Origin of the sequence: Nonomuraea sp. NPDC047897 (assembly GCF_043204415.1) — a bacterium.
Taxonomy (GTDB): Bacteria; Actinomycetota; Actinomycetes; order Streptosporangiales; family Streptosporangiaceae; genus Nonomuraea.
Genome location: NZ_JBIDCC010000013.1, coordinates 88,074 through 111,706 on the forward strand (window position 1 = coordinate 88,074; position 23,633 = coordinate 111,706).

General features: G+C 72.5%; 23 protein-coding genes. 10 read left to right on the top strand and 13 right to left on the bottom strand.

Going from position 1 to position 23,633, the window contains the following annotated elements; translation table 11 throughout:
* Positions 1–109: 109 nt before the first annotated feature.
* Positions 110–1,294, top strand: coding sequence for an RNA-guided endonuclease InsQ/TnpB family protein (locus ACGF0J_RS27595; protein WP_393150167.1), 1,185 nt, complete (start codon positions 110–112; stop codon positions 1,292–1,294).
* A 32-nt stretch (positions 1,295–1,326) separates the two neighbouring features.
* On the opposite strand, the gene ACGF0J_RS27600 is transcribed toward ACGF0J_RS27595, so the two are convergent.
* The 3 genes from ACGF0J_RS27600 to ACGF0J_RS27610 are packed head-to-tail and all read right to left on the bottom strand — an operon-like array spanning position 1,327 to position 4,982.
* Positions 1,327–2,244 carry an ABC transporter permease gene (locus tag ACGF0J_RS27600; RefSeq protein WP_393150169.1) on the bottom strand — a complete coding sequence of 306 codons (918 nt, stop codon included), beginning with the start codon at positions 2,242–2,244 and terminating at the stop codon, positions 1,327–1,329.
* 3 nt (positions 2,245–2,247) lie between these two features.
* Entirely contained in the window at positions 2,248–3,855 is a 1,608-nt protein-coding gene (locus ACGF0J_RS27605) for an ABC transporter substrate-binding protein (protein WP_393150171.1), read from the bottom strand.
* Entirely contained in the window at positions 3,852–4,982 is a 1,131-nt protein-coding gene (locus ACGF0J_RS27610) for a C45 family autoproteolytic acyltransferase/hydolase (RefSeq protein ID WP_393150173.1), read from the bottom strand. Before ACGF0J_RS27610 ends, ACGF0J_RS27605 begins: the two co-directional genes overlap by 4 nt.
* Positions 4,983–5,094: 112 nt before the next feature.
* On the opposite strand from ACGF0J_RS27610, the gene ACGF0J_RS27615 reads away from it, so the two are divergent.
* On the top strand, positions 5,095–5,976 hold the full coding sequence (locus ACGF0J_RS27615) for a MurR/RpiR family transcriptional regulator (protein ID WP_393150175.1): 882 nt from the start codon (positions 5,095–5,097) through the stop codon (positions 5,974–5,976).
* Between the two features lie 36 nt (positions 5,977–6,012).
* Complete coding sequence (locus tag ACGF0J_RS27620) at positions 6,013–6,843, top strand: undecaprenyl-diphosphate phosphatase (protein ID WP_393150177.1); 831 nt, start codon at positions 6,013–6,015, stop codon at positions 6,841–6,843.
* Here ACGF0J_RS27620 and ACGF0J_RS27625 read toward each other — a convergent pair.
* The gene (locus tag ACGF0J_RS27625; RefSeq protein WP_393150179.1) at positions 6,812–7,288 is read right to left on the bottom strand and encodes a hypothetical protein; all 477 of its coding nucleotides are present in this window, start codon (positions 7,286–7,288) and stop codon (positions 6,812–6,814) included. The two genes, ACGF0J_RS27620 and ACGF0J_RS27625, sit on opposite strands and share 32 nt — an antisense overlap.
* A 47-nt stretch (positions 7,289–7,335) precedes the next feature.
* Positions 7,336–8,484, bottom strand: a complete 1,149-nt coding sequence (locus ACGF0J_RS27630) for an MFS transporter (RefSeq protein WP_393150181.1) — start codon at positions 8,482–8,484, stop codon at positions 7,336–7,338.
* Between the two features lie 89 nt (positions 8,485–8,573).
* On the opposite strand from ACGF0J_RS27630, the gene ACGF0J_RS27635 reads away from it, so the two are divergent.
* The 3 genes from ACGF0J_RS27635 to ACGF0J_RS27645 are packed head-to-tail and all read left to right on the top strand — an operon-like array spanning position 8,574 to position 12,306.
* A complete protein-coding gene (locus ACGF0J_RS27635; protein WP_393150183.1) occupies positions 8,574–8,975 on the top strand; it encodes an ArsR/SmtB family transcription factor in 402 nt (133 codons plus the stop codon).
* Positions 8,972–11,530 (top strand): ATP-dependent RNA helicase, encoded by a 2,559-nt coding sequence (locus tag ACGF0J_RS27640; protein ID WP_393150185.1) that lies wholly within the window; start codon positions 8,972–8,974, stop codon positions 11,528–11,530. Before ACGF0J_RS27635 ends, ACGF0J_RS27640 begins: the two co-directional genes overlap by 4 nt.
* Positions 11,531–11,532: 2 nt before the next feature.
* Positions 11,533–12,306: a hypothetical protein gene (locus tag ACGF0J_RS27645; RefSeq protein WP_393150187.1), complete on the top strand. Its 774-nt coding sequence runs from the start codon at positions 11,533–11,535 to the stop codon at positions 12,304–12,306.
* 126 nt (positions 12,307–12,432) lie between these two features.
* Here the strand turns inward: ACGF0J_RS27645 and ACGF0J_RS27650 are convergent, their stop codons facing one another.
* Together ACGF0J_RS27650 and ACGF0J_RS27655 are read right to left on the bottom strand one after the other, a co-directional pair.
* On the bottom strand, positions 12,433–13,608 hold the full coding sequence (locus ACGF0J_RS27650; RefSeq protein ID WP_393150189.1) for a pyridoxal-phosphate dependent enzyme: 1,176 nt from the start codon (positions 13,606–13,608) through the stop codon (positions 12,433–12,435).
* Between the two features lie 10 nt (positions 13,609–13,618).
* The gene (locus ACGF0J_RS27655; protein ID WP_393150191.1) at positions 13,619–14,632 is read right to left on the bottom strand and encodes a TetR/AcrR family transcriptional regulator C-terminal domain-containing protein; all 1,014 of its coding nucleotides are present in this window, start codon (positions 14,630–14,632) and stop codon (positions 13,619–13,621) included.
* A 145-nt stretch (positions 14,633–14,777) separates the two neighbouring features.
* On the opposite strand from ACGF0J_RS27655, the gene ACGF0J_RS27660 reads away from it, so the two are divergent.
* Positions 14,778–15,875 carry an FAD-dependent monooxygenase gene (locus ACGF0J_RS27660; protein ID WP_393150193.1) on the top strand — a complete coding sequence of 366 codons (1,098 nt, stop codon included), beginning with the start codon at positions 14,778–14,780 and terminating at the stop codon, positions 15,873–15,875.
* 173 nt (positions 15,876–16,048) lie between these two features.
* Here the strand turns inward: ACGF0J_RS27660 and ACGF0J_RS27665 are convergent, their stop codons facing one another.
* The 4 genes from ACGF0J_RS27665 to deoC are packed head-to-tail and all read right to left on the bottom strand — an operon-like array spanning position 16,049 to position 19,436.
* Positions 16,049–16,894 carry an aldehyde dehydrogenase family protein gene (locus tag ACGF0J_RS27665; protein ID WP_393150195.1) on the bottom strand — a complete coding sequence of 282 codons (846 nt, stop codon included), beginning with the start codon at positions 16,892–16,894 and terminating at the stop codon, positions 16,049–16,051.
* Positions 16,887–17,084, bottom strand: coding sequence for a hypothetical protein (locus ACGF0J_RS27670; RefSeq protein ID WP_393150197.1), 198 nt, complete (start codon positions 17,082–17,084; stop codon positions 16,887–16,889). The genes ACGF0J_RS27665 and ACGF0J_RS27670 overlap by 8 nt, the downstream gene beginning before the upstream one ends.
* Positions 17,074–18,504 carry an aldehyde dehydrogenase family protein gene (locus tag ACGF0J_RS27675; RefSeq protein ID WP_393150518.1) on the bottom strand — a complete coding sequence of 477 codons (1,431 nt, stop codon included), beginning with the start codon at positions 18,502–18,504 and terminating at the stop codon, positions 17,074–17,076. The genes ACGF0J_RS27670 and ACGF0J_RS27675 overlap by 11 nt, the downstream gene beginning before the upstream one ends.
* Positions 18,505–18,506: 2 nt before the next feature.
* Positions 18,507–19,436, bottom strand: coding sequence for a deoxyribose-phosphate aldolase (gene deoC, locus ACGF0J_RS27680; RefSeq protein ID WP_393150199.1), 930 nt, complete (start codon positions 19,434–19,436; stop codon positions 18,507–18,509).
* Between the two features lie 184 nt (positions 19,437–19,620).
* Between deoC and ACGF0J_RS27685 the strand changes: the two genes are divergently transcribed.
* Positions 19,621–20,646 carry a CPBP family intramembrane glutamic endopeptidase gene (locus tag ACGF0J_RS27685; RefSeq protein ID WP_393150201.1) on the top strand — a complete coding sequence of 342 codons (1,026 nt, stop codon included), beginning with the start codon at positions 19,621–19,623 and terminating at the stop codon, positions 20,644–20,646.
* On the opposite strand, the gene ACGF0J_RS27690 is transcribed toward ACGF0J_RS27685, so the two are convergent.
* Together ACGF0J_RS27690 and ACGF0J_RS27695 are read right to left on the bottom strand one after the other, a co-directional pair.
* Positions 20,579–21,301, bottom strand: coding sequence for a LuxR C-terminal-related transcriptional regulator (locus ACGF0J_RS27690; protein WP_393150203.1), 723 nt, complete (start codon positions 21,299–21,301; stop codon positions 20,579–20,581). The genes ACGF0J_RS27685 and ACGF0J_RS27690 overlap by 68 nt on opposite strands.
* Positions 21,289–22,500 (bottom strand): sensor histidine kinase, encoded by a 1,212-nt coding sequence (locus ACGF0J_RS27695; RefSeq protein WP_393150205.1) that lies wholly within the window; start codon positions 22,498–22,500, stop codon positions 21,289–21,291. The genes ACGF0J_RS27690 and ACGF0J_RS27695 overlap by 13 nt, the downstream gene beginning before the upstream one ends.
* 219 nt (positions 22,501–22,719) lie before the next feature.
* Here ACGF0J_RS27695 and ACGF0J_RS27700 point away from each other — a divergent pair, with 219 nt between their 5' ends.
* On the top strand, positions 22,720–22,950 hold the full coding sequence (locus tag ACGF0J_RS27700) for a hypothetical protein (RefSeq protein ID WP_393150207.1): 231 nt from the start codon (positions 22,720–22,722) through the stop codon (positions 22,948–22,950).
* 478 nt (positions 22,951–23,428) lie between these two features.
* A complete protein-coding gene (locus ACGF0J_RS27705) occupies positions 23,429–23,575 on the top strand; it encodes a hypothetical protein (RefSeq protein ID WP_393150209.1) in 147 nt (48 codons plus the stop codon).
* The last annotated feature ends 58 nt before the right edge of the window (positions 23,576–23,633 follow it).

Consider the following 23,633-nt stretch of genomic DNA (forward strand, 5'->3'; position numbering starts at 1 on the left):
CCCGAGCGTGCCCTGACCCGCCAGGTCTGCGCATCACGGGTCTCCTTCCGGGTTTTGTCGGTGCCTGTCGGTACCGTGGTCGCGTCGTTACCGAGCGTGGGAGGTGGGTGTGCGCAGGTCGTTCAAGTTCCTGCTGCGCCCCACCAGCAGGCAGGCCGCCGCGCTCGCCGCTTGCCTGGAGGATCACCGGCAGCTGTACAACGCCGCGTTGGAGCACCGGCGCACCGCCTACGCCAAGGCGGGTGTCACGGTCCGGTACGGCGATCAGTCGGCGGAGTTGAAGCACATCCGCGCCGACGATGGGGAGGGTCAGGGCCGGTGGTCGTTCTCTTCCCAGCAGGCCACGCTGCGACGGCTCGACAAGGCGTTCCGGGCGTTCTTCGACCGGGTCAAGGCCGGGCGCAGGCCGAGGTTCCCGCGTTTCAAGGGGCGGGGCTGGTTCGACGCGGTGCAGTGGCCGAAGGACGGTGACGGCTGCCGGTGGGACTCCCAGCCCGAGCATCCGGCCGCCACGTTCGTGCGCCTTCAGGGCGTCGGCCACGTCCGGGTGCACCAGCACCGCCCGGTCAAGGGCCGGGTCAAGACGATCGCCGTCAAGCGTGAAGGCCGCCGCTGGTACGTCGTGCTGTCGTGCGACGACGTGCCCGCGCAGCCGCTGCCCGCCACGGGTGCGGTCGCGGGGATCGACCTGGGTGTCGCCTCGCTGGTCACGACCAGCGACGGCCACCGCATCGACAACCGGCGGCACCTGGCCGCCTGCGCCGGCCGTCTGGCATCGGCCCAGCGAGCTCTCGCCCGCCACAAGCGCGGGTCCCAGCGCCGCCGTAAGGCGGCCGCCCGGGTGGCGGCGCTGCACGCCAAGGTCCGGCGCCAGCGGGTGGACGGCGCGCACAAGACCGCGCTCGCCCTGGTCCGTGGCTATGACGTGATCGTGCACGAGGACCTGCGGATCACCAACATGACCCGCTCGGCGTCCGGCACGATCGACGCACCCGGCCGTAACGTCGCCGCCAAGGCCGGCCTGAACCGGAGCATCCTGGACGCGGGTTGGGGGGTGTTCCTGACGATCCTCGCGCACAAGGCTGAAAGCGCCGGTCGAGAGCTGATCGCAGTCGATCCCCGCAACACCTCCCGCACCTGCGCCCGCTGCGGGCACTGCGCGAAGGACAACCGCCTCACCCAAGCCGCGTTCGCCTGCACGGCGTGCGGGCACACCGCACACGCCGACGTGAACGCGGCGACCAACATCCTCAGGGCAGGGCTTGCCCTTCGCGACGCTGCGGAAGCGGCTTAGCGAGAAGCCGCTCCCTTCAGGGATCGGAGGAGTCACCAGACGGTCCTTCGGGTGCGGGGGTCGATCAAGGGCTGGAGCAGCTCGACGAGCGTGGTGACCGTGATGTAGGCGGCGACCATCAGCAGCAGCACCGCCTGTGTCACCGGGAAGTCGTGGGTGTTGATGGCGTGAACCAGCAGCGAGCCGACGCCGCTGATGCCGAACGCGGTCTCCACGACGACCGTGCCCGCCAGCATGCCCGCGGTGACCAGCCCGCACATGGTGACGATGGGCCCGAGGGCGCCGCGCAGCACGTGCCGGGCCACGATCAGCCGTTCGGACAGCCCCGAGGCGCGGGCCACGGTGACGTGGTCGAGCTCGCGCTGCTCGACCATCGCCTGCCGCGTCACCCGGCTGATGATCGCCAGCGCGCCGGTCGCGAGCGTCACGGCGGGCAGCGTCAGGTGCCGAAGGGACCCGCCGCCCATGACGGGAAACCACCCGAGCTGCACCCCGAAGAGCGAGATGAGCGCCGCCGCCAGCACGAACGGCGGCACGGACGTGGCGAACGTCGTGCCCGCCACCACCGCCGCGTCGACCCGCCCGCCGCGGACCGCGGCCAGCACGCCCAGCCCGACGCCGAACAGCACGAACAGCACGGTGCTGTAGGCGACCAGGCCGAGCGTGCTGGGCAGCCGCGCCGCGACCAGGTCGCCGACCTGGTCGTTGTACTGGAGGGAGCGGCCGAGGTCGCCGGTCACCGCGTCGCCCAGCCAGCGCCCGTACTGCACCAGGAACGGATCATCGAGGTGGTACTGGGCGCGGACGGCGGCGATGTGCTCGGGCGACAGGTTGTCCTTGCCGCCCGCCAGGAACGTCACCGGGTCGCCGGGAGCCGCGTAGGCGGCCCCGAAGATGACGAACGAGGTGGCCAGCAGCGTCGCGAGGAAGCCCGCCAGCTTATGGATCACGGCTCAGCCCTTGCGCCCGAGGTCGACGGCCCACGGGTAGCCCAGGTGGACCTGGGACGCGGGCGGCCCGGTCACCTTGCCGCCCAGCACGACGGCGTTGGGCACCTCGGCCAGCGAGATCCACACCATGTCGGCGGTGAAGAGCCGCTGCAGCTCGATGACGTCCTTGGCGCGCCGCGCCGGATCGGTGGCGGCCAGCGCGGACGCCACGAGCTTGTCGTAGGCGGGCGAGCTGTAGCCGACCCAGTTGTTGGACGAGCCGGTCAGGCCGTTGTCGTAGAAGCCGATGGGGTCGGCCTTGGTGATGTACCAGTCGTCGGGGACGAGGTCGACCTGGGCGCGCAGCGCCTTGTCGGTGTAGAAGGAGCCGTATTCGGCGGCCGGCACCGTCTTGATCTGCGCGGTCAGCCCGATCTTCTTGGCGGCGTCGACCACGGCGTTGGCGATGACGTTGCGGGTCTGCTCGCCGTTGGTGGCCACGACGATCGGGGTGGCGGGCACGCCGGCCTCCTGGACGAGTTTCCTGGCCGCGTCGAGCTGCGGCGTGTCGGGGGCGCCGTCGAGGCCGTCGTAGGCCGTCTGGAACGTCTGCCTCTCGTAGGACCAGGCGCCCGCGCCCACCGGCACCTTCCACGGCCTGGCGAGGCCGGCGAACCCGGACCTGACGATGCCGGCCCGGTCGACGGCCAGGGACAGGGCCCGGCGGATCCGCGGGTCCTTGAGCGCGCCCCGGTCGGTCGGCAGCAGCACGAACACCCGGGTGGTCGGCCCGAAGGCCACGGTGACCGCCTGGTTGCCCTGCAGGGCCACGGCGGGACCGGTGTCGGACAGGTAGGCGCCGTCGGCCGCGCCGGTGGCCAGGCTGTTGACCAGGGCGGTCTCGTCGGCCCACAGGAATCTCACTGTCTTCGTGAGCGGCTTGACGTCTTTGTTCCAGTAGGCGGCGTAGCGCTCGATCGTGAGGTGGCTGCCCGACTTCCACTCCTTGAGCCGGTAGGGGCCGCTGCAGGCGTCGGGGCTGTCCGGGCTGCCGAACTCCTTGCCGTGCTCCTCCACCACCTTCCTGTTGAACACGATGCCCGCCCCGCCCGCGATGGCCTGCTCGAACAGCGCGTTGGGCTTCTCGAAGGTGATCGTCACGCCGTGCTCGCCGGTCTTGACGATGGACTCGACGTCCTCGAACTCATCGGACTCGTCCATGCCCTCGCCCGCGTGGCGTTTGAGACTCCACACCACGTCGTCGGCCGTGACGGGCGAGCCGTCGTGGAAGGTGGCGTCGGTGCGCAGCTGGAGCACCAGGGTCTTGGGGTCGGGCCGCTCGACCTTCGCGGCCAGCCATGGCTTGACGGTCATGTCGGGCTGGGTCTGCATGAGCCGCTCGCACACGTTGGCCAGGACCGTGCGGTTGGGGGTGCCGCCGTCGACGTCGAGGTCGAGGGTGCCCGGCTCCTCGTCGAGCAGCCAGGTGGCCGACTCCAGCGGACCGGTGGCCGCGGTCGTCCGGTCGACGAGGGTGAGCTTGGCGGGGTCGGGCGCCCTTCCGCCTGCGGCGGGGCCGCCGCAGGCGGCGACCAGCCCCATCAACCCGGCGAGGGCGAGTGTCTTCTTCACGATGTCTCTCCGTGCGGTCCGTCGTAGAGGTTGTGGGGCACGCGCTCGTACTCGTGGTCGCACGGCGTACCGGCAGCGATCAAGTAGTCGCCCGTGGTGAGGTCGACGCAGCTCGACAGCAGGGTGGCCCACCGGCGCACGGCCGGCTGGGTCTCGTCGGGGTGGGTGCACAACGACTCGGGGTGGCCGAGATGGTCGGACATGGCCTGTCTGATCCGCTTACGTGCCTCGTCGGTGCCGGACGACTGCCGCACGACGCGCAGCCCGCTCTCGGCACGCGGGACGCGGAACAGCGAGTCGGCGGAGCCGGGCCGGTAGGTCGCGGCGAGCTGGGGCGGCATGAACGCCTGGTAGTGGTTGCCGTGCACGAGCAGGCCGTCGGACGGGTACATCCAGCCTACGGGGCCCGGCGTGGTCTCCAGGTCGATGGCGAAGCCCTCCCGGTGGGTGATCAGGGCGTTGCTGGCGATGTGGGCGCGGGATCTGGTCAGCGCCTCCAGCGCCGCGTTGAGGTTGGGGCTGTCGAGGACACGGCGGCGGATCAGCGTCTGCGGCACGCCGATCCGCTCGTCGAAGCGCCCGCCGAGGCCGTTGGCGTTGAGCGCGATGCCCGCCGAGTTGGCCCCCTGCCGCCCGACCTGCCCCGCCTCCACGTGCGTGATCACGGTGGGCGCGCCGGGCTGGACCACTCTCAGCACCATGACGGTGCCCGCGACGCCGCTGCGCCAGTCCCAGTTCTGGCCGGCGTAGACGTGGCCGTCGCCGGACGCCTCCTCCAGCAGCGCGAAGGAGGTGCAGCCGTCGGGCTCCATCGAGGCGAACGACGTGTCGTAGATGATCTCGCCCCGGGCGTTGAGCGCCATGATGTCGAGGAGCCCGGTGCCCGCCCCCTCGGCGATGCCCTCCATCTCCTCCACCAGCTCGGGGGCGAACGCCCGGCTCGGCTCCACCCAGCGCGCCGCCCGCCGCGTGACCTGCTCCCACGTCAGACCGCTGGAGTGGCCGAACGCCTCGGCGTAGTAGGCCAGCGCATGGTGGACCAGCTCGCGTGCCTGCTCTCCGTACTGGCGGCCGCGCTCGCGGGGCGCGCCGGAGATCTCGACGAGGGGCAGGGATGTGAGGCTCAAAGCTGCTCCTTGGGCCACCCGGATCCTGTAACGTTCACTACGGAGGCGGGCGTTCTTGTAGCGGTCGTTTCCAGAGACTGTAACGCTCGCTACGGACAAGTCAAGGGGCGTAATGGAGAATTCGCAGAGTCCGATCGAGCAGCTCAGAGGCTCGGTCCGGCGGCTGTGGGACGAGCTGTCCCCCGCGGAGCGCGCGGTGTGCCAGTTCCTGGTCTCGGCCGCGCCCGACCAGATCCTGTTCTCCAGCGCTCAGGAGCTGGGCGCCGCGACGGGCACCAGCAACGCCACGGTCGTGCGCACCATGCAGCGCCTGGGCTTCGGCGGCCTGCCGGGGCTCAAGCGGGCGCTCGCGGCCGAGTTCAGCTCCACGGTCGCCCCCGACGTCCGTCTCCAGCAGCGCATCAGCCACGTCGGGCACGACCTGTCGGAGATCTGGGCCAGGGTGTTCGACGAGGCGCGCGAGCGCATCGACCACTGCCAGCGGCTGTGGGATCCCCAGGCGTTCCAGCGGGCCGTCGAGGTGCTGGCCGGGGCCGACGCGGTGCTGATCTACGGCATCGGCGCCTCCGAGCCCGCGGCCCGGCACCTGACCCTCAAGCTGGGCCGGCGCGGGCACCGGGCCCGCGCCAGCTCGGCCACCGGCTTCTCGCTCGCCGACGACCTGCTCGCGCTGGGCCACGGCGAGGCGGTCGTCGTCTTCCAGCCGGGCCGCAAGCTGCCCGAGATCGACATCCTGGTCGACCGGGCGCACGCGGTCGGCGCGCGCGTCGTGCTGGTCTCCGACGAGCTCGGCGGCACGTTCGCCGAGCGCGTCGACGCGGTGCTGGCCGCCCCGCACACCCCGACCGGCATCACCGCCGAGCCGCTGACCGGCATCGTCGTCGCCGACGCGCTGCTGCTGGCGCTCGACTCGCTCGACGAGAGCCGTTCGGTCGAGCACTCCCACCAGCTCACCGCCCTGCGCGAGCAGTTGCTCGGTCCCCGGATCCGCTAGCCTCACCTGGTCACGGCATTCGGGAAAGGTGCGGTAGTGATCGGCTGGTTCGAAGCGGTGGTGCTGGGGCTCCTCCAGGGGCTGACGGAGTTCCTGCCCATCTCCTCCAGCGCCCACATCCGGGTGGTCTCGGCCTTCTTCGGCTGGCAGGACCCGGGGGCGGCGTTCACCGCGGTCATCCAGCTCGGCACGGAGACCGCCGTGCTCATCTACTTCCGGCGCGAGATCTGGGAGATCGTCTCCATCTGGACCCGCGCCCTGTGGACCCCCGCACTGCGCTCGCACCACGCGGCGCGCATGGGCTGGTACGTCATCGCCGGCACCATCCCCATCGGCGTCCTCGGCCTGGTGCTCAAGACGCAGATCGAGACGGTCTTCCGCGACCTGCGCCTGGTGGGCACCACGCTGATCGTCTTCGCGCTGATCCTGTGGTTCGCCGACCGGACGGCGCGCAACAAGCTCACGCTGGAGAAGCACCTCAGCCTGCCGCACGCCGTCGTGTACGGGTTCGCGCAGGCGCTCGCCCTCATCCCCGGAGTGTCGCGCTCCGGCGGCACCATCACGGCCGGCCTGCTGCTCGACTACCGGCGCGAGGACGCGGCCCGCTACTCATTCCTGCTGGCGATCCCGGCCGTCCTGGCGTCGGGATTCCTGGAGCTGGCCGAGATCGGCGAAGGTCAGGCTCCGGCGTGGGGGCCGACGATCCTCGCCACGGTCATCTCGTTCTTCGTGGGCTACGCGGCGGTGGCATGGTTCCTGCGCTACATCAGCAGCCACCGGTTCACCGGCTTCGTGATCTACCGGATCGTGCTGGGGCTCTTCGTCATCCTGGCGGTCACCCTGGGCTGGATCCCGGCCCAGGGCTGACGCCGAAACTCGTGCGCGGCCACCGGCTGGCCACCGCGAAGATCACCGCGAACAGCGCCCAGGCCGTCACGTAGGCCACCGGATGGGCCCAGGCGTCGCCGATGACGTCGGCCAGCGCCTGGCGCCCCTCCCCGTACATCGCCAGGCCGGCCACCGCGCCGGGGACGGCGCCCCACCAACGGCGCCACCAGACCTCGTACGTGATCACCTCCCACACGACCAGCGTGATCGGTCCGAGCAGGAGCAGCTTCAGGTTCTCCGGCCAGGACAGCAGGGCCACGGCCGCCATGATCGCCACAGCGGAACCGGTGGTCAGCAGCACCACGGCACCGAACGGCGCGGGCTCGTCACGCGGGTCGCCGCTCGGCGCGGGCTCGCGCTCCTGCGCGGCCTCCCCGTCGCGGTCGGGGTCGTGGTGGGAGTCATCATCGTGGGGGTGGGACACCGCGTCATTCTGGCGGATGCGGGAGGTGCCGGAGAACGTACTTTCGTCTACACCCCCGCGGCCTCCGTGGGGGCGGGCCGCGGCTCGGGGCGGTAGGTCGCCAGCGTGAACAGCAGCGTCACCAGGGCGAGGCCGGTGGAGAGCACCACCACGCCCGTCCGGCCGTACCAGTCGAGGGCGACGCCGCCCGCGATGCCCGCCGCGAACAGGCCGACGTACTGCGCCGACGACAGCAGCCCGAGCCCGATCGGCACGTTGTCGGGCACCGCCGCCACCGTCCTGTACTGCTGGGCGGGGCCGATCAGCCAGCCGAGTGCTCCCCACAGGAACGCCCAGACCAGTGCCAGGGGCAGCGCGAGGTTCGCGACGGGGATGAGGGCCAGGAAGCCGGTGGAGGCGGTCAGCGCGATCAGCACCATGCGGCGCGGGCCGTACACGTCGGTGAGTCGCCCGCCGATCTGGTTGCCGACGACGCCGCCCAGGCCCCACGCCCACAGCACGGCCGTCAGCGGAAGGTCGAACAGGGAGCCGATGTAGGTGTAGGCGGTGAACCCGGCGGCGAACATGAGCAGTTGCGTGGCCAGGACGACCAGCACCCGCCGGTCGCGCAGCGGGGCGAACCGCCCCCGGAGCCCGGCCGTCGTGGTGAGCCTGACGTCGGGCACCAGCAGCGCCACCGCGGCGAACCCGACCACGCCCAGCCCCGCCACCATCCAGACGGTGGCCCGCCAGCTCGACATCCCGCCCAGCCAGGTGCCGAGGGGCACCCCGATCGCGGACGAGACGGTGATCCCGCCCATCACCAGCGCCAGCGCGCGGCCCCGGCGCTCGGGGTCGGTCAGCGCGCTCGCCACCCCGGACGCCGTCGGCGTGAACATCGCCGCCCCGGCCGCGGCGACCACCCGCGTGGCCAGGACCAGCGGGTACGTGGGGGCGAGAGCGGTCAGCGTGTTGCCCAGCACGAAGAGGGCCAGCGCGATGAGCAGCACCCTCCTGCGTGACAGACGCGCGGTGAGCGCCGCCAGGACCGGCGAGAGCACGGCGTACGCGAGCGCGAAGACGGTCATCACCTGACCGGCCGCCGACTGCGAGACGCCGAGGTCACCGGCGATCGGCGGCAGCAGCCCGGCGGTCACGAACATGCCGGTGCCGATCGCGAAGTTGCCGAGCGCGAGGGGATAGAGGGAGTGCTTCACGGGACCTCCGGGCACGACTGTTGGACAAGGATCAAACGTTGCGGAAAGTTGGATTCTTGTCAAACAAATTGGCCGGGTATCGTCGTGCCATGCGCCTGCTCCCTCACCCGGCCACGGAGGACATCCAGCTCACCGACGTGCTGCGGGCGCTGTCCGACCCCGTACGCCTGATGATCCTCCACAAGCTGGCCGAGCAGCGGGAGCTCACCTGCGCCGACGCAGGGTGGGACCTGGGGCTGCACAAGTCGACCGTCTCGCACCACTACCGCGCGCTGCGCGAGGCCGGCCTGATCCTGTCCAAGCAGGACGGCCGGCGGATCTACCTCAGCCTGCGGCGGGACGACCTCGAAACCCGCTTCCCCGGCCTGCTCGACTCGGTGCTGTCCGCCGCCCGCGGCTCCCTGCCCCTCGCGGCGCCCGCTCCGCCGCAGCCCGGCCCCGCCGGGACGCCCGGCCCGGGCCGCGAGAGCAGCCCCGCCGGCCGCGCATGACCCGTCCCGACCCGCTGCCCGACCCGCCCGAACTCGCCGAGCGGACCGACCCGCCCGAGCGGACCGAGTTGCCCGTTCGGGCCGTCCTGCCCGAGTTGCTCGACGTGCTGGACCGGCACCGCTCGGCCGTGCTGACCGCGCCGCCCGGCACCGGCAAGACGACGGTCGTGCCGCTCGCGCTGGCCGGGGCGGGTCTGCGCGTGCTGGTCGCCGAACCGAGACGGCTGGCCGTGCGGGCCGCGGCCGCGCGGATGGGCGTCAGCTACACGATCCGCGGCGAGCGTCACGTCGGCGCCGATCCCCGGGTCGAGGTCGTCACCACCGGCGTGCTGCTCCAACGCCTGCAGCGCGACCAGGAGTTGACCGGCGTGGACGTGGTCATGCTGGACGAGTGCCACGAGCGCCACCTGGACGCCGACACCGCGCTGGCGTTCCTGCTGGACGTGCGCGACACGCTCCGCCCCGACCTGCGCCTGCTCGCCACCTCGGCGACGGCCGACGCCGCGCCGTGGGCGCGGCTGCTCGGCGGCGAACGACCCGCTCCGGTCGTCCACGCCGCGGGGACGGCGCACCCGGTCGAGACCGTGTGGGCACCGCCGCCCCGCCCGGTCCCGCCGCCGCACGGCCTGCGCGTCGATCCCGCGCTGCTGTCGCACGTGGCCCACGTCGTACGGCGGGCGCTCGCCGAACGAGACGGCGACGTGCTGTGCTTCCTGCCCGGGGTCGGCGAGATCGCCCGGGTGGCCGGGATGCTCGCCGGTGAGGGTGTCGAGGTTGTCCAGGTGCACGGCCAGGCTCCGGCCCGCGTCCAGGACGCGGTGCTGTCCGCAGGCGCGGCCCGGCGGGTGGTGCTGGCCACGTCGGTGGCGGAGTCCAGCCTGACCGTTCCGGGAGTGCGGGTGGTGGTCGACTCCGGGCTGGCGCGCGAGCCCCGCACCGACCACGCCCGCGGCCTGGGCTCCCTCACGACGGTCCGCGTGTCCAAGGCGTCGGCCGACCAGCGCGCGGGGCGGGCCGGCCGGGAGGCGCCGGGGACGGTGTACCGCTGCTGGTCGCCGGCCGAGCACGAACGGCTCGCCGACCACGCCCGGCCGGAGATCGCGGTGGCCGACCTCACGGGGTTCGCGCTGCAGGCGGCCTGCTGGGGCGTCCCGGACGCGCGGAGCCTCGCTCTGCTCGACCCGCCGCCGCCCGCCGCCCTGTCGGCCGCCCTGCGCACCCTGCTCACCCTCGGCGCCCTGGAACCCGCCGCCGGGTCGTCGGCTCGTACGGGGGAAGGAGCGCCCGCGCCGGACGGCGAGGGGGCGGCGCCCGGACGGGAGATGGAGGCTCTGGCACTCGGGCGGGTGACCGGGCGGGGCCGGCGGATGGCGCTGGCCGGGGTCCATCCGCGGCTGGCCAGAGCGCTGATCGACCTCGGGCCGCCCGCCGCCGAGGTAGTGGCGTTGCTGTCCGAGCAGCTTCCCCGCCAGGCCTCGGACGACCTGGTCGAGGTCTGGCGGTCGGCCCGCCAGGGTGGCGACGGGTTCGCGGCGCGCTGGCGCCAGGAGGTCAGACGCCTGGCCCGGGCCGCGACGCAACCCGCCGACGGCACGACGCCGACGGGTGAGGCGTTGGCCGGAGCGGTGGTGGCGCTGGCGTTCCCCGAGCGGGTGGCGCGCAGGCGCGGCGGCGGCTTCCTCATGGCGTCCGGCACGGAGGCTCGCCTGGCGGAGGGCTCCCGGCTGGCGTCGGCGACGTGGCTGGCCGTGGCGGTCGCCGACCGGCCCACGGGTTCGGCGGCGGCCCGGGTGCGGCAGGCGGTCGAGATCGACGAGGAGGTCGCCAGGCTGGCCGTCCCGGTCACGACCGAGGAGGAGGTCGGCTGGCGGGTGCCGGCGGGCGGGCGGCGCGGCGACGTCTCGGCGCGTCTGGTGGAGCGGCTGGGCGCGATCGAGCTGTCGTCCACGCCGCTGGACGACGCCGACGTGCGCCCGGCGCTGCTGGCGGGACTGCGCGCCGAGGGCGTGCTGACCTGGACGAAGGAGGCGCTGGCCGTGCGGGACCGGCTGGCGTTCTGCCACCGCGCCCTCGGCGACCCGTGGCCGCGGGTGACCGGGTGGCCCGACCTGCTGGCCGTGGCCGACCGCTGGCTGGAGCCGGAGCTGTCCCGGGTCCGCCGCCGCGCCGACCTGGAGCGGGTCGACGTGGCCGCGGCCCTGCGGCGGCTCGTGCCGTGGAGCGAACGCCTGGACGCCGTGGCTCCCGAACGGGTGGAGGTGCCGAGCGGCTCGCGGGTGCGCGTGGACTACTCGGGCGAGCAGCCGGTGCTCGCGGTGAAGCTGCAGGAGCTGTTCGGCTGGGAGGAGACGCCGCGCATCGCCGGGGTGCCGCTGCTGGTCCACCTGCTGTCGCCGGCGGGCCGCCCGGTGGCGGTGACCGGCGACCTGGCGTCGTTCTGGCGTGACGGCTACCGGTCCGTACGGGCCGAGCTGCGCGGCCGCTACCCGAGGCACCCCTGGCCCGAGGACCCGCTGACGGCCGCACCCACCCGGCACACGAACAGAAGGACCTGACCATGCTCGCCGAAGCCGCACGCAACAACGCCGTCTGGTGCGACGCCGTGTGCCGCACCCACGGGATCGACGGCGCCTTCACCGACCACGCCTGGACCTCCCCGGCGCGCACCCCGCCGTTCTACCCGGACGCCGTCACCCTGACGCCGGCCGCGACGGAACACGACGTGCTGCGCTCCATCGACGCGGGTCCGGGCGCGTCGGTGAAGGACTCGTTCGCCACCCTGGATCTGCGCCCGGCGGGCTTCGAGGTGCTGTTCGAGGCGCACTGGATCCACCGCCCGGCCCCCGGCTCGGACGACGCGGACGACGCGGACGACGCGGACGACGCGGACGACGGGACCGACGCGGACGACGGGACCGACGCGGACGACGGGACCGACGCGGGCGACGGGACCGACGTGGTCGACGGGATCGCGTGGGAGGTCGTCCGGGACGCCGCCGCGCTCGCCGGTTGGGAGCGGGCCTGTTTCGGCGGGGAGACGCCCGGCGTGTTCAGGCCCGCCCTGCTCGACCGGCCCGACGTCGCCGTCCTTCGCGGGCGGCGCGACGACGGGATCGGGTACGGCTTCGCGCTCAACGCCACCGGCGGCGTCGCCGGGGTGTCCAACGTGTTCGCCCGCGACGGCGACGAGGACACCGCCTGGGCGGCCGTCCTGTCCCGGGCCGCCGAGCTGTTCCCGGGACGGCCCCTGGTCGGCTATGAGGGTGACGTGACGGCGGCCCGGCGGCACGGGTTCGTCCCCGTCGGCCCGTTGCGCGTGTGGGTCAGGTGACCGCGGCGGCCACCGTCGGCACGCCCGGGAGAGCTGGTCGGTGGCGCGGGGCCGCCGGATCGGAGTGCCGGCTTTCCGTCGGAGGGTCGCCCTGCGGGGATCTTCTCGATGCCGTCCGCGTCAACGTCACAGCAGGTCGTCCACGGTGGCGCCGGTCAGCACCTCGGCCCGTTCGCGTCCCACCTCCAGGTCCTTGAAGCCGCTGGACGTCGCCAGGCAGACGACCGGGCCGTCGAACGACCGGCCCAGCCTCCGGTGGGCAGCCAGCCCGGCAGCGCTCGACAGCTCCACCCACAGGCCCTGCCGGGCGAGGTCCTGGCGCGCCTCGCGCAGCTCGCCGTCGGTGACGAGGACCGCCTCGCCGCCGCTGTCGCGCAGCGCCCGCACGCCCCGGTGGCCGCCCACGGTGCAGGCGATGGCGTACGCGTCGGTCGGCCCGAGCTCCACGATCGCGACGGGCTTGCCCTGGGCCACGGCCGTGGCATGCGGTCCGCCCGCGGCCGGTTCGCACGCGTACATGCGGGGAGCCGACGCGGTGACCCGGAGCCGGCGCAGCTCCGCGAACCCCTTCCACACGCCGTAGAGCAGTTCGGCGTAGCCGGTCGGCGCGAACACCGCCGCCGGCGCCGTCCCGAGCTGCCGGAACAGCTCGTAGGCGATGGTCTTGTAGCCCTCGGGGCCGAACGGGTGGCCGGTGTGGGTGACGGTCAGGTTGCTGACCGGGTGGTAGCCGAGCCGGTCCACGATCTGCCGCATCAACGGCCAGCGCTCCGCGGCCGGCACGGTCAGCACCCTGGCCCCGTAGGCGCGGACGAACGACTGGACGGCGGGCGGCGAGTCCGCCGAGGCGAGCACGATCGCGGGCAGCCCGGCGCGGGCGGCGTAGGCGGCGGCCGAGGCGCCGTGGTTGCCCGAGGATGAGACGACGACGCCGGGGGCTCCCGCGCCCACGGCGGCGCTGACGGCGACGCGGTTGAGCCGGTCCTTGTGCGACCAGGTCGGGTTGCGCGACTCGTCCTTGACGTGGACGCCGGCGACTTCCAGCAGCGGCGTGCCGCCCTCGCCGAGGGTGGGGGCGTGCAGCGGCGGCAGCAGGGGCGCCCACCGGGCGAGGTCGGGTCCGACCGGCTGGGCGAAGAGCGCCGGGTCCACCCGGTCGTAGTCGTAGTCGACCTCGACCGGGTAGGCGATCTCCGCCGTGCTGGTGACGGGGCAGCCGTTGACGAGCGGCGGCCACAGCGGGAACTCGATCGACGGGTCGCCCAGGGAACGCTGCCGGACTGCGAGGGAGGATCCGTTCACGGGTGCGAGCCTAGCCGCGGGCCTCAGGGGCGAGCACGGCCACTCCGTCGAGCAGGGTCCGCAGGCCCAGCTCGAACAGCCGGTCGAGGTCGAGGTCGTAGCCGTCGCGCGCGAAACCGGCCATGAGCCGGGCGAACGCCGGGTAGTGGCCGGAGGCCGCGATGGACCCCAGGGCGGGTTCGTGCGTCCGCATCCACTGCTCGTCCGACAGCCCGGTGGCGGCCTCGGCGAGGACCTCGCGTTCGAGGTGCGCGGCCAGGCCCTGGACGTTGCTGTAGATCACGACCTGGAGGTCCATCCTGGTCATGTCGTCGAGGCCGAGCTCCTCCAACGCGGCGAGCAGTTGCTCGCCGTGGACCAGCAGGTTGGGCAGGGGCAGCGGCCTGAACAGGGAGTTGAGCTGGGCGAGCCACGGATGGCGGCGGTGCACCGCCCACAGGGTGCGGGCGGCGCGCTCGGCCCGGGCCCGCCAGCCGCCCGGCGGCTCCTCCGGGTAGCCCAGCTCGCCGAACGCGGTGTCGGCCATGAGGAGGACCAGCTCGTCCTTGCCGGCGACGTGGCGGTAGATCGTCATGGTGGCGACGCCGAGCCTGGCGGCGACTCCGCGCATGGACAGCGCGTCGAGCCCTTCGGCGTCGGCCAGGTCGATCGCGGTGCGCACGACACGTTCACGGCTCAGCTCCCCGGCGGGCTCGCCGAGCGAGCCCGCCGAGCTGGGCGAGCCCGCCGAGCCGGGGTCGCCGGGCGAGCCCGCCGAGCTGGGCGAGCCCGCCGAGCCGGGGTCGCCGGGCGAGCCCGGCTCGGCGGTCGCCGGGGAGGCGACGACCGTGCCGACGCGGGGCCGGGCGTGCACGAGCCCTTCCTGGCGCAGCCGGGTGAGCACCTTGGTGGCGGTGGCGAGCGCGACGCCCCACTCCTGGGCGATCTGGCGGGTGGAGGGCACCCGGTCGCCCGGCCGGAGCCGGCCGTCGGCGATGCGGCGGCGGATCTCGGCGGCGATGCGCAGGTAGGGCGGCTCGGCCATGACGGGCATCTTCTCCTCTGTCCTAGGACAGAAACCTAGCACAGAGGCATCTGTTCTAGCACATCATCACAGGTCAACGGCTTGTCATAGCTGTATGTACGCTGTACATTCATGCCGTACACACCGCCTGAACCCAGGAGCCGGCATGACCACCGTCCTCATCTCCGGCGCGAGCGTCGCCGGCCCCGCCCTCGCCTACTGGCTGCGCCGCCACGGGCTGACGCCCACCGTCGTCGAGAAGGCGCCGGAGCCGCGGGCCGGCGGCCAGGCGATCGACATCCGCGGCGTGGCCCTCGACGTGGTGGACCGCATGGGCCTGCTGGCGCCGCTGCGCGAAGTGCGCACCCGGATGCGCGGCATGTCCATGCTCGACGGAGCCGGCAACGAGCTCATGCGCTCCACCGAACACGCCATGAGCAGCGGCCGCCTCGACAACGACGACATCGAGGTGCTCCGGGAGGACCTGACCGCCCTGCTGTACGACCGCACCGGGCGGGACGTCGAGTACGTCTTCGGCGACTCGATCGCCACCATGGAGCAGGACGACCACGGCGTGCACGTGACCTTCGAGCGGGCCGCGCCGCGGACGTTCGACCTGGTCGTGGGCGCCGACGGGCTGCACTCCACGGTACGGCGGCTGGCGTTCGGGCCGGAGGCGGAGTTCGTCCACCATCTCGGCACCTACCTGTCGGTCTTCACCGCCGACAACTTCCTCGACCTCGAGGACTGGCAGGTCTGGGTGCGCGAGGGCCGGGCCGGCGGCGGGGTCTATCCCGTGCGCGGCAACACCGAGCTCCGCGTCAACCTCGGCTTCGAGGCCGAGCCGATCCCCTACGACCACCGCGACCTCGACCAGCAGCGCCGGCTCGTCGCCGAGCACTGCGGCGCGCTGCGCTGGGAGGTGCCGCGGCTGCTCGACGCCATGTGGAAGGCGCCCGACTTCTACTTCGACGCCATGGCGCAGGTGCGGATGGGCTCCTGGTCGCGCGGGCGCGTGACGCTGCTCGGCGACGCCGGCTACTGCGCCTCGCCGCTGTCGGGCCAGGGTACGAGCCTCGCGCTCGTCGGCGCGTACGTGCTGGCGGCGGAGCTGGCGGCGGGCGATGTCGCGACCGCGCTCGACCGGTACGAGGCGCGCATGCGGCCGTTCGTGGCGCTCAACCAGGCCCTGGCCACGGAGAACCCGGGCGGCCCCGCCTCGGAGGAGTCGGTCGGACGGGCCAAGCACGCCATCACCTTGTGAGCTCCGGCGACGGCTCCAGGCCGGGGAGCACGCGGCGGGCGTACGCGATCAGCGCCCGGGCCGCCGGACCGACCTCCCTCTCGCGGCCGCCGGATCTGAGCGCTCACCCGGTGTGGGACCCGGCCGACGTGTTCAGGCTGAACCACGAACATTCCGCCGGCCGGGCGCTGACCTCACACGCCCAGCGGGTGCCAGACGGTCTTGGTCTCCAGGAAGGCGGTCATCCGGCGGGTGCCCGGATCGGCGGTCCAGTCCTCGGGCGCGGGCCGCAGCACCCGCTTGAGGTTGGCCGCCGCCGCCTGCTCGCACTCCGACGCCAGCTCTGCGTCGGCCACGCCCGTCAGGTCCAGGGCGTTGACGTCCATGTGCGCGGCCATCCACGGAGCCAGCTCCGGCTGGTGGCCGGTGAGGATGTTGACGACGCCGCCGGGCAGGTCGGAGGTGGCCAGCACCTCCGCCAGCGTGATCGCCGCAAGGGGCGAGCGTTGCGAGGCGATGACGACGCACGTGTTGCCCGTGACGATGGCGGGCGCCACGACCGACACCAGCCCGAGCAGCGGGTCGTCCGGCGCGGCGATGGCGACCACACCCGTGGGCTCCGGCGACGACAGGTTGAAGTAGGGGCCCGCCACGGGGTTGGCCGTGCCCCGGACCGCCGTGATCTTGTCGGACCAGCCCGCGTACCAGACGAGCCGGTCGACGGTCGCGTCCACCGCCTCCAGCGCGGCCTTCTTGCCGGTGCCGAGCTCCTCGGCGAACTGGGCGCGACGGCCCTCCAGCATCTCGGCCACCCGGTAGAGGATCTGGCCCCTGTTGTAGGCGGTGGCGCCGGACCAGCCGGGGAACGCCTTGCGTGCCGCCACGACGGCGTCGCGGGCGTCCTTGCGGGAGGCGCGGGCGGCATTGGCCGCGAACCCGCCCTTGGCGTCGGTCACGACGTAGGACCTCCCACTCTCCGAGCGGGGGAAGGCGCCGCCGATGAACAGTTTGTAGGTCTTGCGAACGGCCAGCCTACTCATCGCCGCGCCCCCTCCACGTGATCTCCTGCGTCATCTCGACCGGCACGAACACCTGGCCGCACCGGCTCACCCCGCACCGGTGGGCGTACCAGCCGGTGCGTACGGGCCGGCCGGCGCGGGCGAAGGCGTGCCCGCGGGTGGCCTGGGCGCGGCGCGCCCGGCGGCGGCCGCGACGATGCTCACACGTCAAGGTAGGCCTCCAGACCGGCGATCCCGCCCTCGCGGCCGTAACCGGATTCCTTGTAGCCGCCGAACGGCGAGGCGGGGTCGAAGCGGTTGAAGGTGTTGGCCCACACCACGCCGGCGCGGAGCCGGTCGGCCATCATCAAGATGCGCGAGCCCTTCTCGGTCCAGATCCCGGCCGACAGCCCGTACGGGGTGTTGTTGGCCTTCTCGATCGCCTCGGCCTCGGTGCGGAAGGTCAGCACCGACAGCACCGGGCCGAAGATCTCCTCCCGGGCGATCCGGTGCGACTGGGCCACCCGGGTGAACACCGTCGGCGGGAACCAGTAGCCCTGCTCGGGCAGCTCGCAGGCGGGCGACCACCGCTCGGCGCCCTCCTGCTCGCCCGCCTCGGTCAGCGACCGGATCCTGGCGAGCTGCTCGGCGGAGTTGATCGCCCCGATGTCGGTGTTCTTGTCCAGCGGGTCGCCCAGCCGGAGCGTGCCCAGCCGCCGCCTGAGGGCGGCCAGCAGCTCCTCCTCGACCGACTCCTGCACCAGCAGCCGCGACCCGGCGCAGCACACGTGCCCCTGGTTGAAGAAGATCCCGTTGACGATCCCCTCCACCGCCTGGTCCAGCGCCGCGTCGTCGAAGACGATGTTGGCCGCCTTGCCGCCGAGCTCCAGGGTCAGCTTCTTGCCGGTGCCCGCCACGGTGCGGGCGATCTGCCGGCCCACCTCGGTGGAGCCGGTGAAGGCCACCTTGCCGACCTCGGGGTGGGCCACCAGGGCGGCGCCGGTCGCCCCGGCTCCGGTGACGATGTTGACCACTCCGGCGGGCAGGCCGGCCTGCACGCAGATGTCGGCGAAGGCCAACGCGGTCAGCGGGGTCGTCTCGGCCGGCTTGAGCACCACGGTGTTGCCGCACGCGAGCGCCGGAGCGATCTTCCAGGCCAGCATCAGCAGCGGGAAGTTCCACGGGATCACCTGGCCCGCCACGCCCACCGGCCGCGGGTCGGGACCGAACCCGGCGTGGCCGAGCTTGTCGGCCCAGCCCGCGTAGTAGAAGAAGTGCGCGGCCACCAGCGGCAGGTCCACGTCGCGTGACTCGCGGATCGGCTTGCCGTTGTCCAGCGTCTCCAGCACCGCCAGCTCGCGCGCGCGCTCCTGGATCAGCCTCGCGATGCGGAACAGGTACTTGGCCCGCTCCGCCCCCGGCAGCGCGCTCCAGGGCCCGAACGCCCTGCCCGCGGCGCGCACCGCCCGGTCCACGTCCGCCTCGGCGGCGCAGGCCACCTCGGCCAGCGTCTCCTCGGTCGCCGGGTTGACCGTCTTGAACGACGGCCCGGCCCCGTCGGCGAACTCACCGTCGATGAACAGCCCGTAGGACGGCCGGAGGTCGACCACATCACGCGACTCGGGCGCGGGCGCGTACTCGAACACAGCCATCATCAGTCCAGGGTGAAGTAGTCGGGGCCCGCGTAACGGCCGGTGGCGAGCTTCTGGCGCTGCATGAGCAGGTCGTTCAGCAGGGAGGAGGCGCCCAGCCGGAACCAGTCGGGCGACAGCCAGTCCTCCCCGCACGTCTCGTTGACCAGCACCAGGTGCTTGACAGCGTCCTTGGTGGTGCGGATGCCGCCCGCGGGCTTGACCCCCACCTGCCGGCCGGTGCGCTCCCGGAAGTCGCGCACCGCCTCCAGCATGATGAGCGTCACCGGCAGCGTCGCCGCCGGCGACACCTTGCCGGTCGAGGTCTTGATGAAGTCGGCCCCGGCCAGCATCGCCAGCCAGGAGGCCCGCCGGACGTTGTCGTAGGAGGCCAGCTCGCCGGTTTCCAGGATCACCTTCAGATGGGCCGCGCCGCAGGCCGCCTTGACCGCGACGATCTCCTCGTGGACCTTCATGAGGTCACCGGACAGGAACGCCCCCCGGTCGATCACCATGTCGATCTCGTCGGCGCCCGCCGCCACCGCGAGCGCGGTGTCGGCCACCTTCACCTCCAGCGACGAACGGCCGCTGGGGAACGCGGTCGCCACCGAGGCCACCTTCACCCCCGACCCGGCCACCGCCTCGGCGGCGACCGCCACCAGGTCCGGGTAGACGCAGACCGCCGCCACCCGTGGCGCGTCCTCACCCGGACGCAGTGCCTTGGCGCACATCGCCCGGACCTTGCCCGGGGTGTCCGCTCCTTCCAGCGTTGTCAGATCCACCATCGAAATGGCCAGATCGATCGCTCGTGCCTTGGCCGTCGTCTTGATCGAACGGGTGCTCAGCATCGCCGCCCGCTGGTCCGCGCCCACCCGGTCGACACCGGGGAGGCCGTGCAGGAATGCTCTCAGCGTCGCGTCGGAGGAGGCCACGTCCGCGAGCGAGGTAGTCATGGTTGACACCTCCACAGCATCGCCGACCAGGTGGGCTACTTCCAAACCGGATCTTCCGCCTGAGGCGTCTAAGGCGCCTCAGGCCTGTCCATGGGCCCCTGGACGCCGACATCGCCGCCGTCATGGCCCTGATCCGCACCGGAGCGCTGCGCCGTGCTGTGGCGCGGGCCGAGTAGCCCAGGTCGTGCCTGCACCACTTTTTCTGGGGAGCCTGCGTCGTCGTGCCGGACCGGGGCTGATTTCTAGCGTTACCGCCATGTCCATAACCACTCAAAACACGAAAACCTCCGCCGAGTTCACCACAGTGCCGTGGAAGGAGGTCACCTTCTTCCTGCTCTTCACCATGGCGGCGGCGTGGATCACCGCACTGCCGATGTGGATCGCCGACGTAGGCCCGGGTGACGCGGCGTTTCTCCTGATCAGCGTGGGCACCATGCTGACACCCTCACTCGGGGCGTTCGTGACCTTGCGGATCTTCCGCCCCGCGCGCGGCATGGCGCGCTCCACCGGGCTCATCCCGCCGTCGTGGCGGCAGATGTGGGGCTACAGCCTCCTGGGCCTGGCCTATCCGATCGTCGCGGCGTTTCTCGCACTCCCGCTGGGCCTCATCACCGGGATCAATGAGCTCGACCTGACCCAGATGTCTGGGGTCCGCGCCCTGGTGGCGCCGTGGATCGAACTCGCCTCGGCCGACCCGGCACAGATCATGCTGAGCGGCGTCCTGGCGATGGCCGTCAGCTTTCTGATCGGGCTGATCCCCTGCTTCGGGGAGGAGTGGGGCTGGCGGGGCTACCTGCTGCCCAGGCTCCTGCCCCTGGGCATGTGGCCGACGCTGCTGATCAGCGGCGCGCTGTGGGCTCTGTGGCACGCTCCGCTGGTGCTGCGGGGCTTCAACTACGACGACGGCGGCATCGCGGGAATGGTGGCGATGACGGTGTCGTGCATGCTGGCCGGCATCGTCCTGGGCTGGCTCGACCTCAGTTCGGGTTCGGTCTGGCCGGCGGTCGTCGCGCACAGCTCCAACAACACCTTCGCCGTGCTGATCACCTCGGGGCTCGGCGTGAACGCCGCGACCCAGGTGGATCCGCTCCTCAGCCAGATTCCCGTCTGGGTGACGACCGCGCTCATCGTGGCGGTGCTGGTCATCCGCCCGGCCGGCTCGTTCGCGCGGGCGCATGTGCGAGGGCGGGGTCGTGCGAGGGTTGCGTGAGTACGGCGGGTCGGCTGTCGAGGTAGCGCAGCACGGCCGCGACCCGGCGATCGCTCTGGTCGTCGGAGTGCAGACCAAGCTTGAGGAAGATGCTGCGGATGTGCTTGTGCACGGCCTTGTCGGTGACGAAAAGCCGCTCGGCGATGGCCGTGTTGCCGAGCCCTTCGGCCATGAGCGCCAGCACCTCGCGTTCGCGGGGGCTGAGCGGCCGCAGGACATCGACGGCGCGCCGACGGGTGAACAACTGGGCGACGACTTCCGGATCGATCGCCGTGCCGCCGGCGACCACTCGGTGCAGCGCGTCCAGGAACTCCTGAACTCGTCCGACTCGCTCCTTGAGCAGGTAGCCAATGCCGCCGACGCCGTCGGCGAGCAGGTCGGCGGCGAACGACTGCTCGACATAGGCCGACAGGACCAGCACCGCCAGCGGCGGATGCATCCGCCGCGCCTGTACGGCGGCGCGGATGCCCTCGTCGGTGAAGGTCGGCGGCATCCGTACGTCGACCACGGCGACGTCCGGCCGGTGCTCGGCCACCACCGCCAGGAACTCCTCCGGCGTCGGCACGGCCGCCACCAGATCGAAGCCGCGGGTGGTCAGCAGCAGGGTGAGGCCTTCGCGCAGCAGCGCGTCGTCCTCCGCGATCACGATGCGCATGGCAGTTCGATCTCCAGGACTGTCGGTCCGCCGATAGGGCTGATCAGGGTCATGGTTCCGTCGTGGGCCTCGACACGCCGCCGGATCCCGGTCAGGCCGGTGCCCGCGCCGACGGCCGCCCCGCCCTGGCCGTCGTCACCGATCTGAAGCCTCAGCAAGTCGCCTGAGCGGCGGACGATGACGGACGCGGTGGCGGCGCGGCCGTGCCTGGCGGTGTTGGTGAGGGCCTCGGCTGCGATGAAGTAGGCGGTGCTCTCGACCGCGACGGGAAGATGGCCGAGTTCGGCCACCGTGACCTGGCAAGGTACGGGGCTGTCGGCCGCCAGCGAGGTGAGGGCACCGGCCAGACCGTGCTCTTCCAGCACCGGCGGCAGGATCCCCCGAATCACGGTCCGAAGCTCGCTCAGCGCCTGTTCGGCGGCGCTCTGGGCACGTTCGATGGCTCCCTCCACGCTCGCGGGATCGCGCGTCAGCGCATCGCGCGCCACGCCGAGGAGCACGGCCACGCCGATGAGCCGGTTCTGGGTACCGTCATGCAGCGCCCGCTCGATGCGGCGCAGTTCGGCGGCGTGCGCCTGCAGGGCGCCCGCGCGGGTCGCCGACAGCCGCGCGAGGCGTTCCGACAGATCCACCGACGGGTGCGGGCCGAGCAGTCGTATCCCCGGCAGGGCCTGCAGGCGGGCCATCGCCGGGCCGAGACCGACGAGGATGGCCGCCCAGCTCACGCCCATCAGGCTGACCGCCAGCGCGGCCGGCCAGGTATGCACTGGAAAGCCCAGGGACGTTCCGGTCTCGTCGGGTGGAAGCAGTTGCCACCACAGCGGGAAGCTCAGGTCGCGCACGGCCAGGACCGGCAGCACGACTCCCAGAAGGCCCAGCAGCAGGCCCAGGCTGGCGTGGCAGGCGAGCCAGCGCAGGTCACGCCAGGTCGCCGGGTCTTGGGCGACCGCGCGGGTACGGCCGGCCCAGCCAGTGGCGGGGCGGGCGGCGTACGGGCTGATCACCTGGTGCCGCCATCGGCCGAGCCGCGCGCGCTCACGTTCGGCGACCAGCCGTACCAGCGAGACCATGAACGGCAGGAGCAGCAGTCCGACACCCACCACGCTCGCCGCCACCGCCGCCGCGAGCCCGGCCACGGCGAACAACGCGAGCAGACCTGTTCCCAGGCCTCCGGCGAGCCGCTCCACCGCCTCGAGCACATCCCGCGCGCTGAGCCCGCGCCCGGCGGCCCGCACGTTGTTGCTGATGACAACCCCCTACATATCCGTTTCGAACTGTATGTCCCGACACGGGCGTGACGTGTGAAGGGATGCGGAAAGTAGAGCCTGCACCACCGGGACTCGGGTGCATGCGTCCTGTCGGCGAAAGCGCCGCCCCTTCTAGCGTCAGGAGGGCTCATTGACGAAGGGAACACCGCCATGCCCGACCCGTACCGTGACCAGAGCGCCGCGCGGCGACGCCCGTCCTCCTTCGGCCGCCGCGCGCTGCGCGCCCTGCTGTGGACCGTGCTGGTGCTGAGCGCTGCCGCGAACGCGGTCGCCTCGCTGTCGGGCATGTCGACCCCGGTGCGACTGGCCTTCGGCGTGACGGCGGCGCTGTGCGTGCTCGCACTGGTCGTCGACAGCGCGCGCGGACGTCGCCGCCGCTGAGCGAGAAGGCGGCCACGCCTTCCCGCTGGGTGCCGCTACTTCTCCCCGACATGCCGCGCCCGATCAGCCGTCAAGTGCTGTCCACACTGACCAGCAAACGCTGTTGCTTACTCACGACAGAATCAGTCGCCCTGTCCGACGGCCTGTGCCCAGCCATTCTCCTCGACGACGATGAGGCCAACCGGACCGCATCCGCGCAGTCCTCGACAGAACACCGCAGCGAAGACCTGGGGACTTTCACCTGGCCACCAGCGGCGACACGCACGCACTTGGCCGTTGACAAGAGGTAGGGCGTCTGAGGCGTCCAAGGCCCCTCGGACGTAGGGCGCCTGAGGCGTCTAAGGCGCCCCGCGCCCGGTCCTAGGTATCCCCCGGGCTCACGACCCGCGGAGATAGGGCATCCGCCCGATGTGCCGGGGTGGGCCTTAGCCCGAAAGTTAAGGGTGTCAGCAAGAAGCACGACATGTCAGGAGACATCGTGAACCCCGAGATTCACTTCGAGCTCATGAAGAGCCACGCGAGCGAGCTGCGCCAGGCGGCCGCCCGTCACCGGCGCGTACGCGAGGCAGAGGAGGGCAACAAGTCCGAGCGCCGCTCGGTCTTCGGCAAGCGCCGCACCTCATGAACACGCCACGAGAGCCCGGCCGCAACCTCCCTCGCGGCCGGGCCTCTGTCCCCCCTTG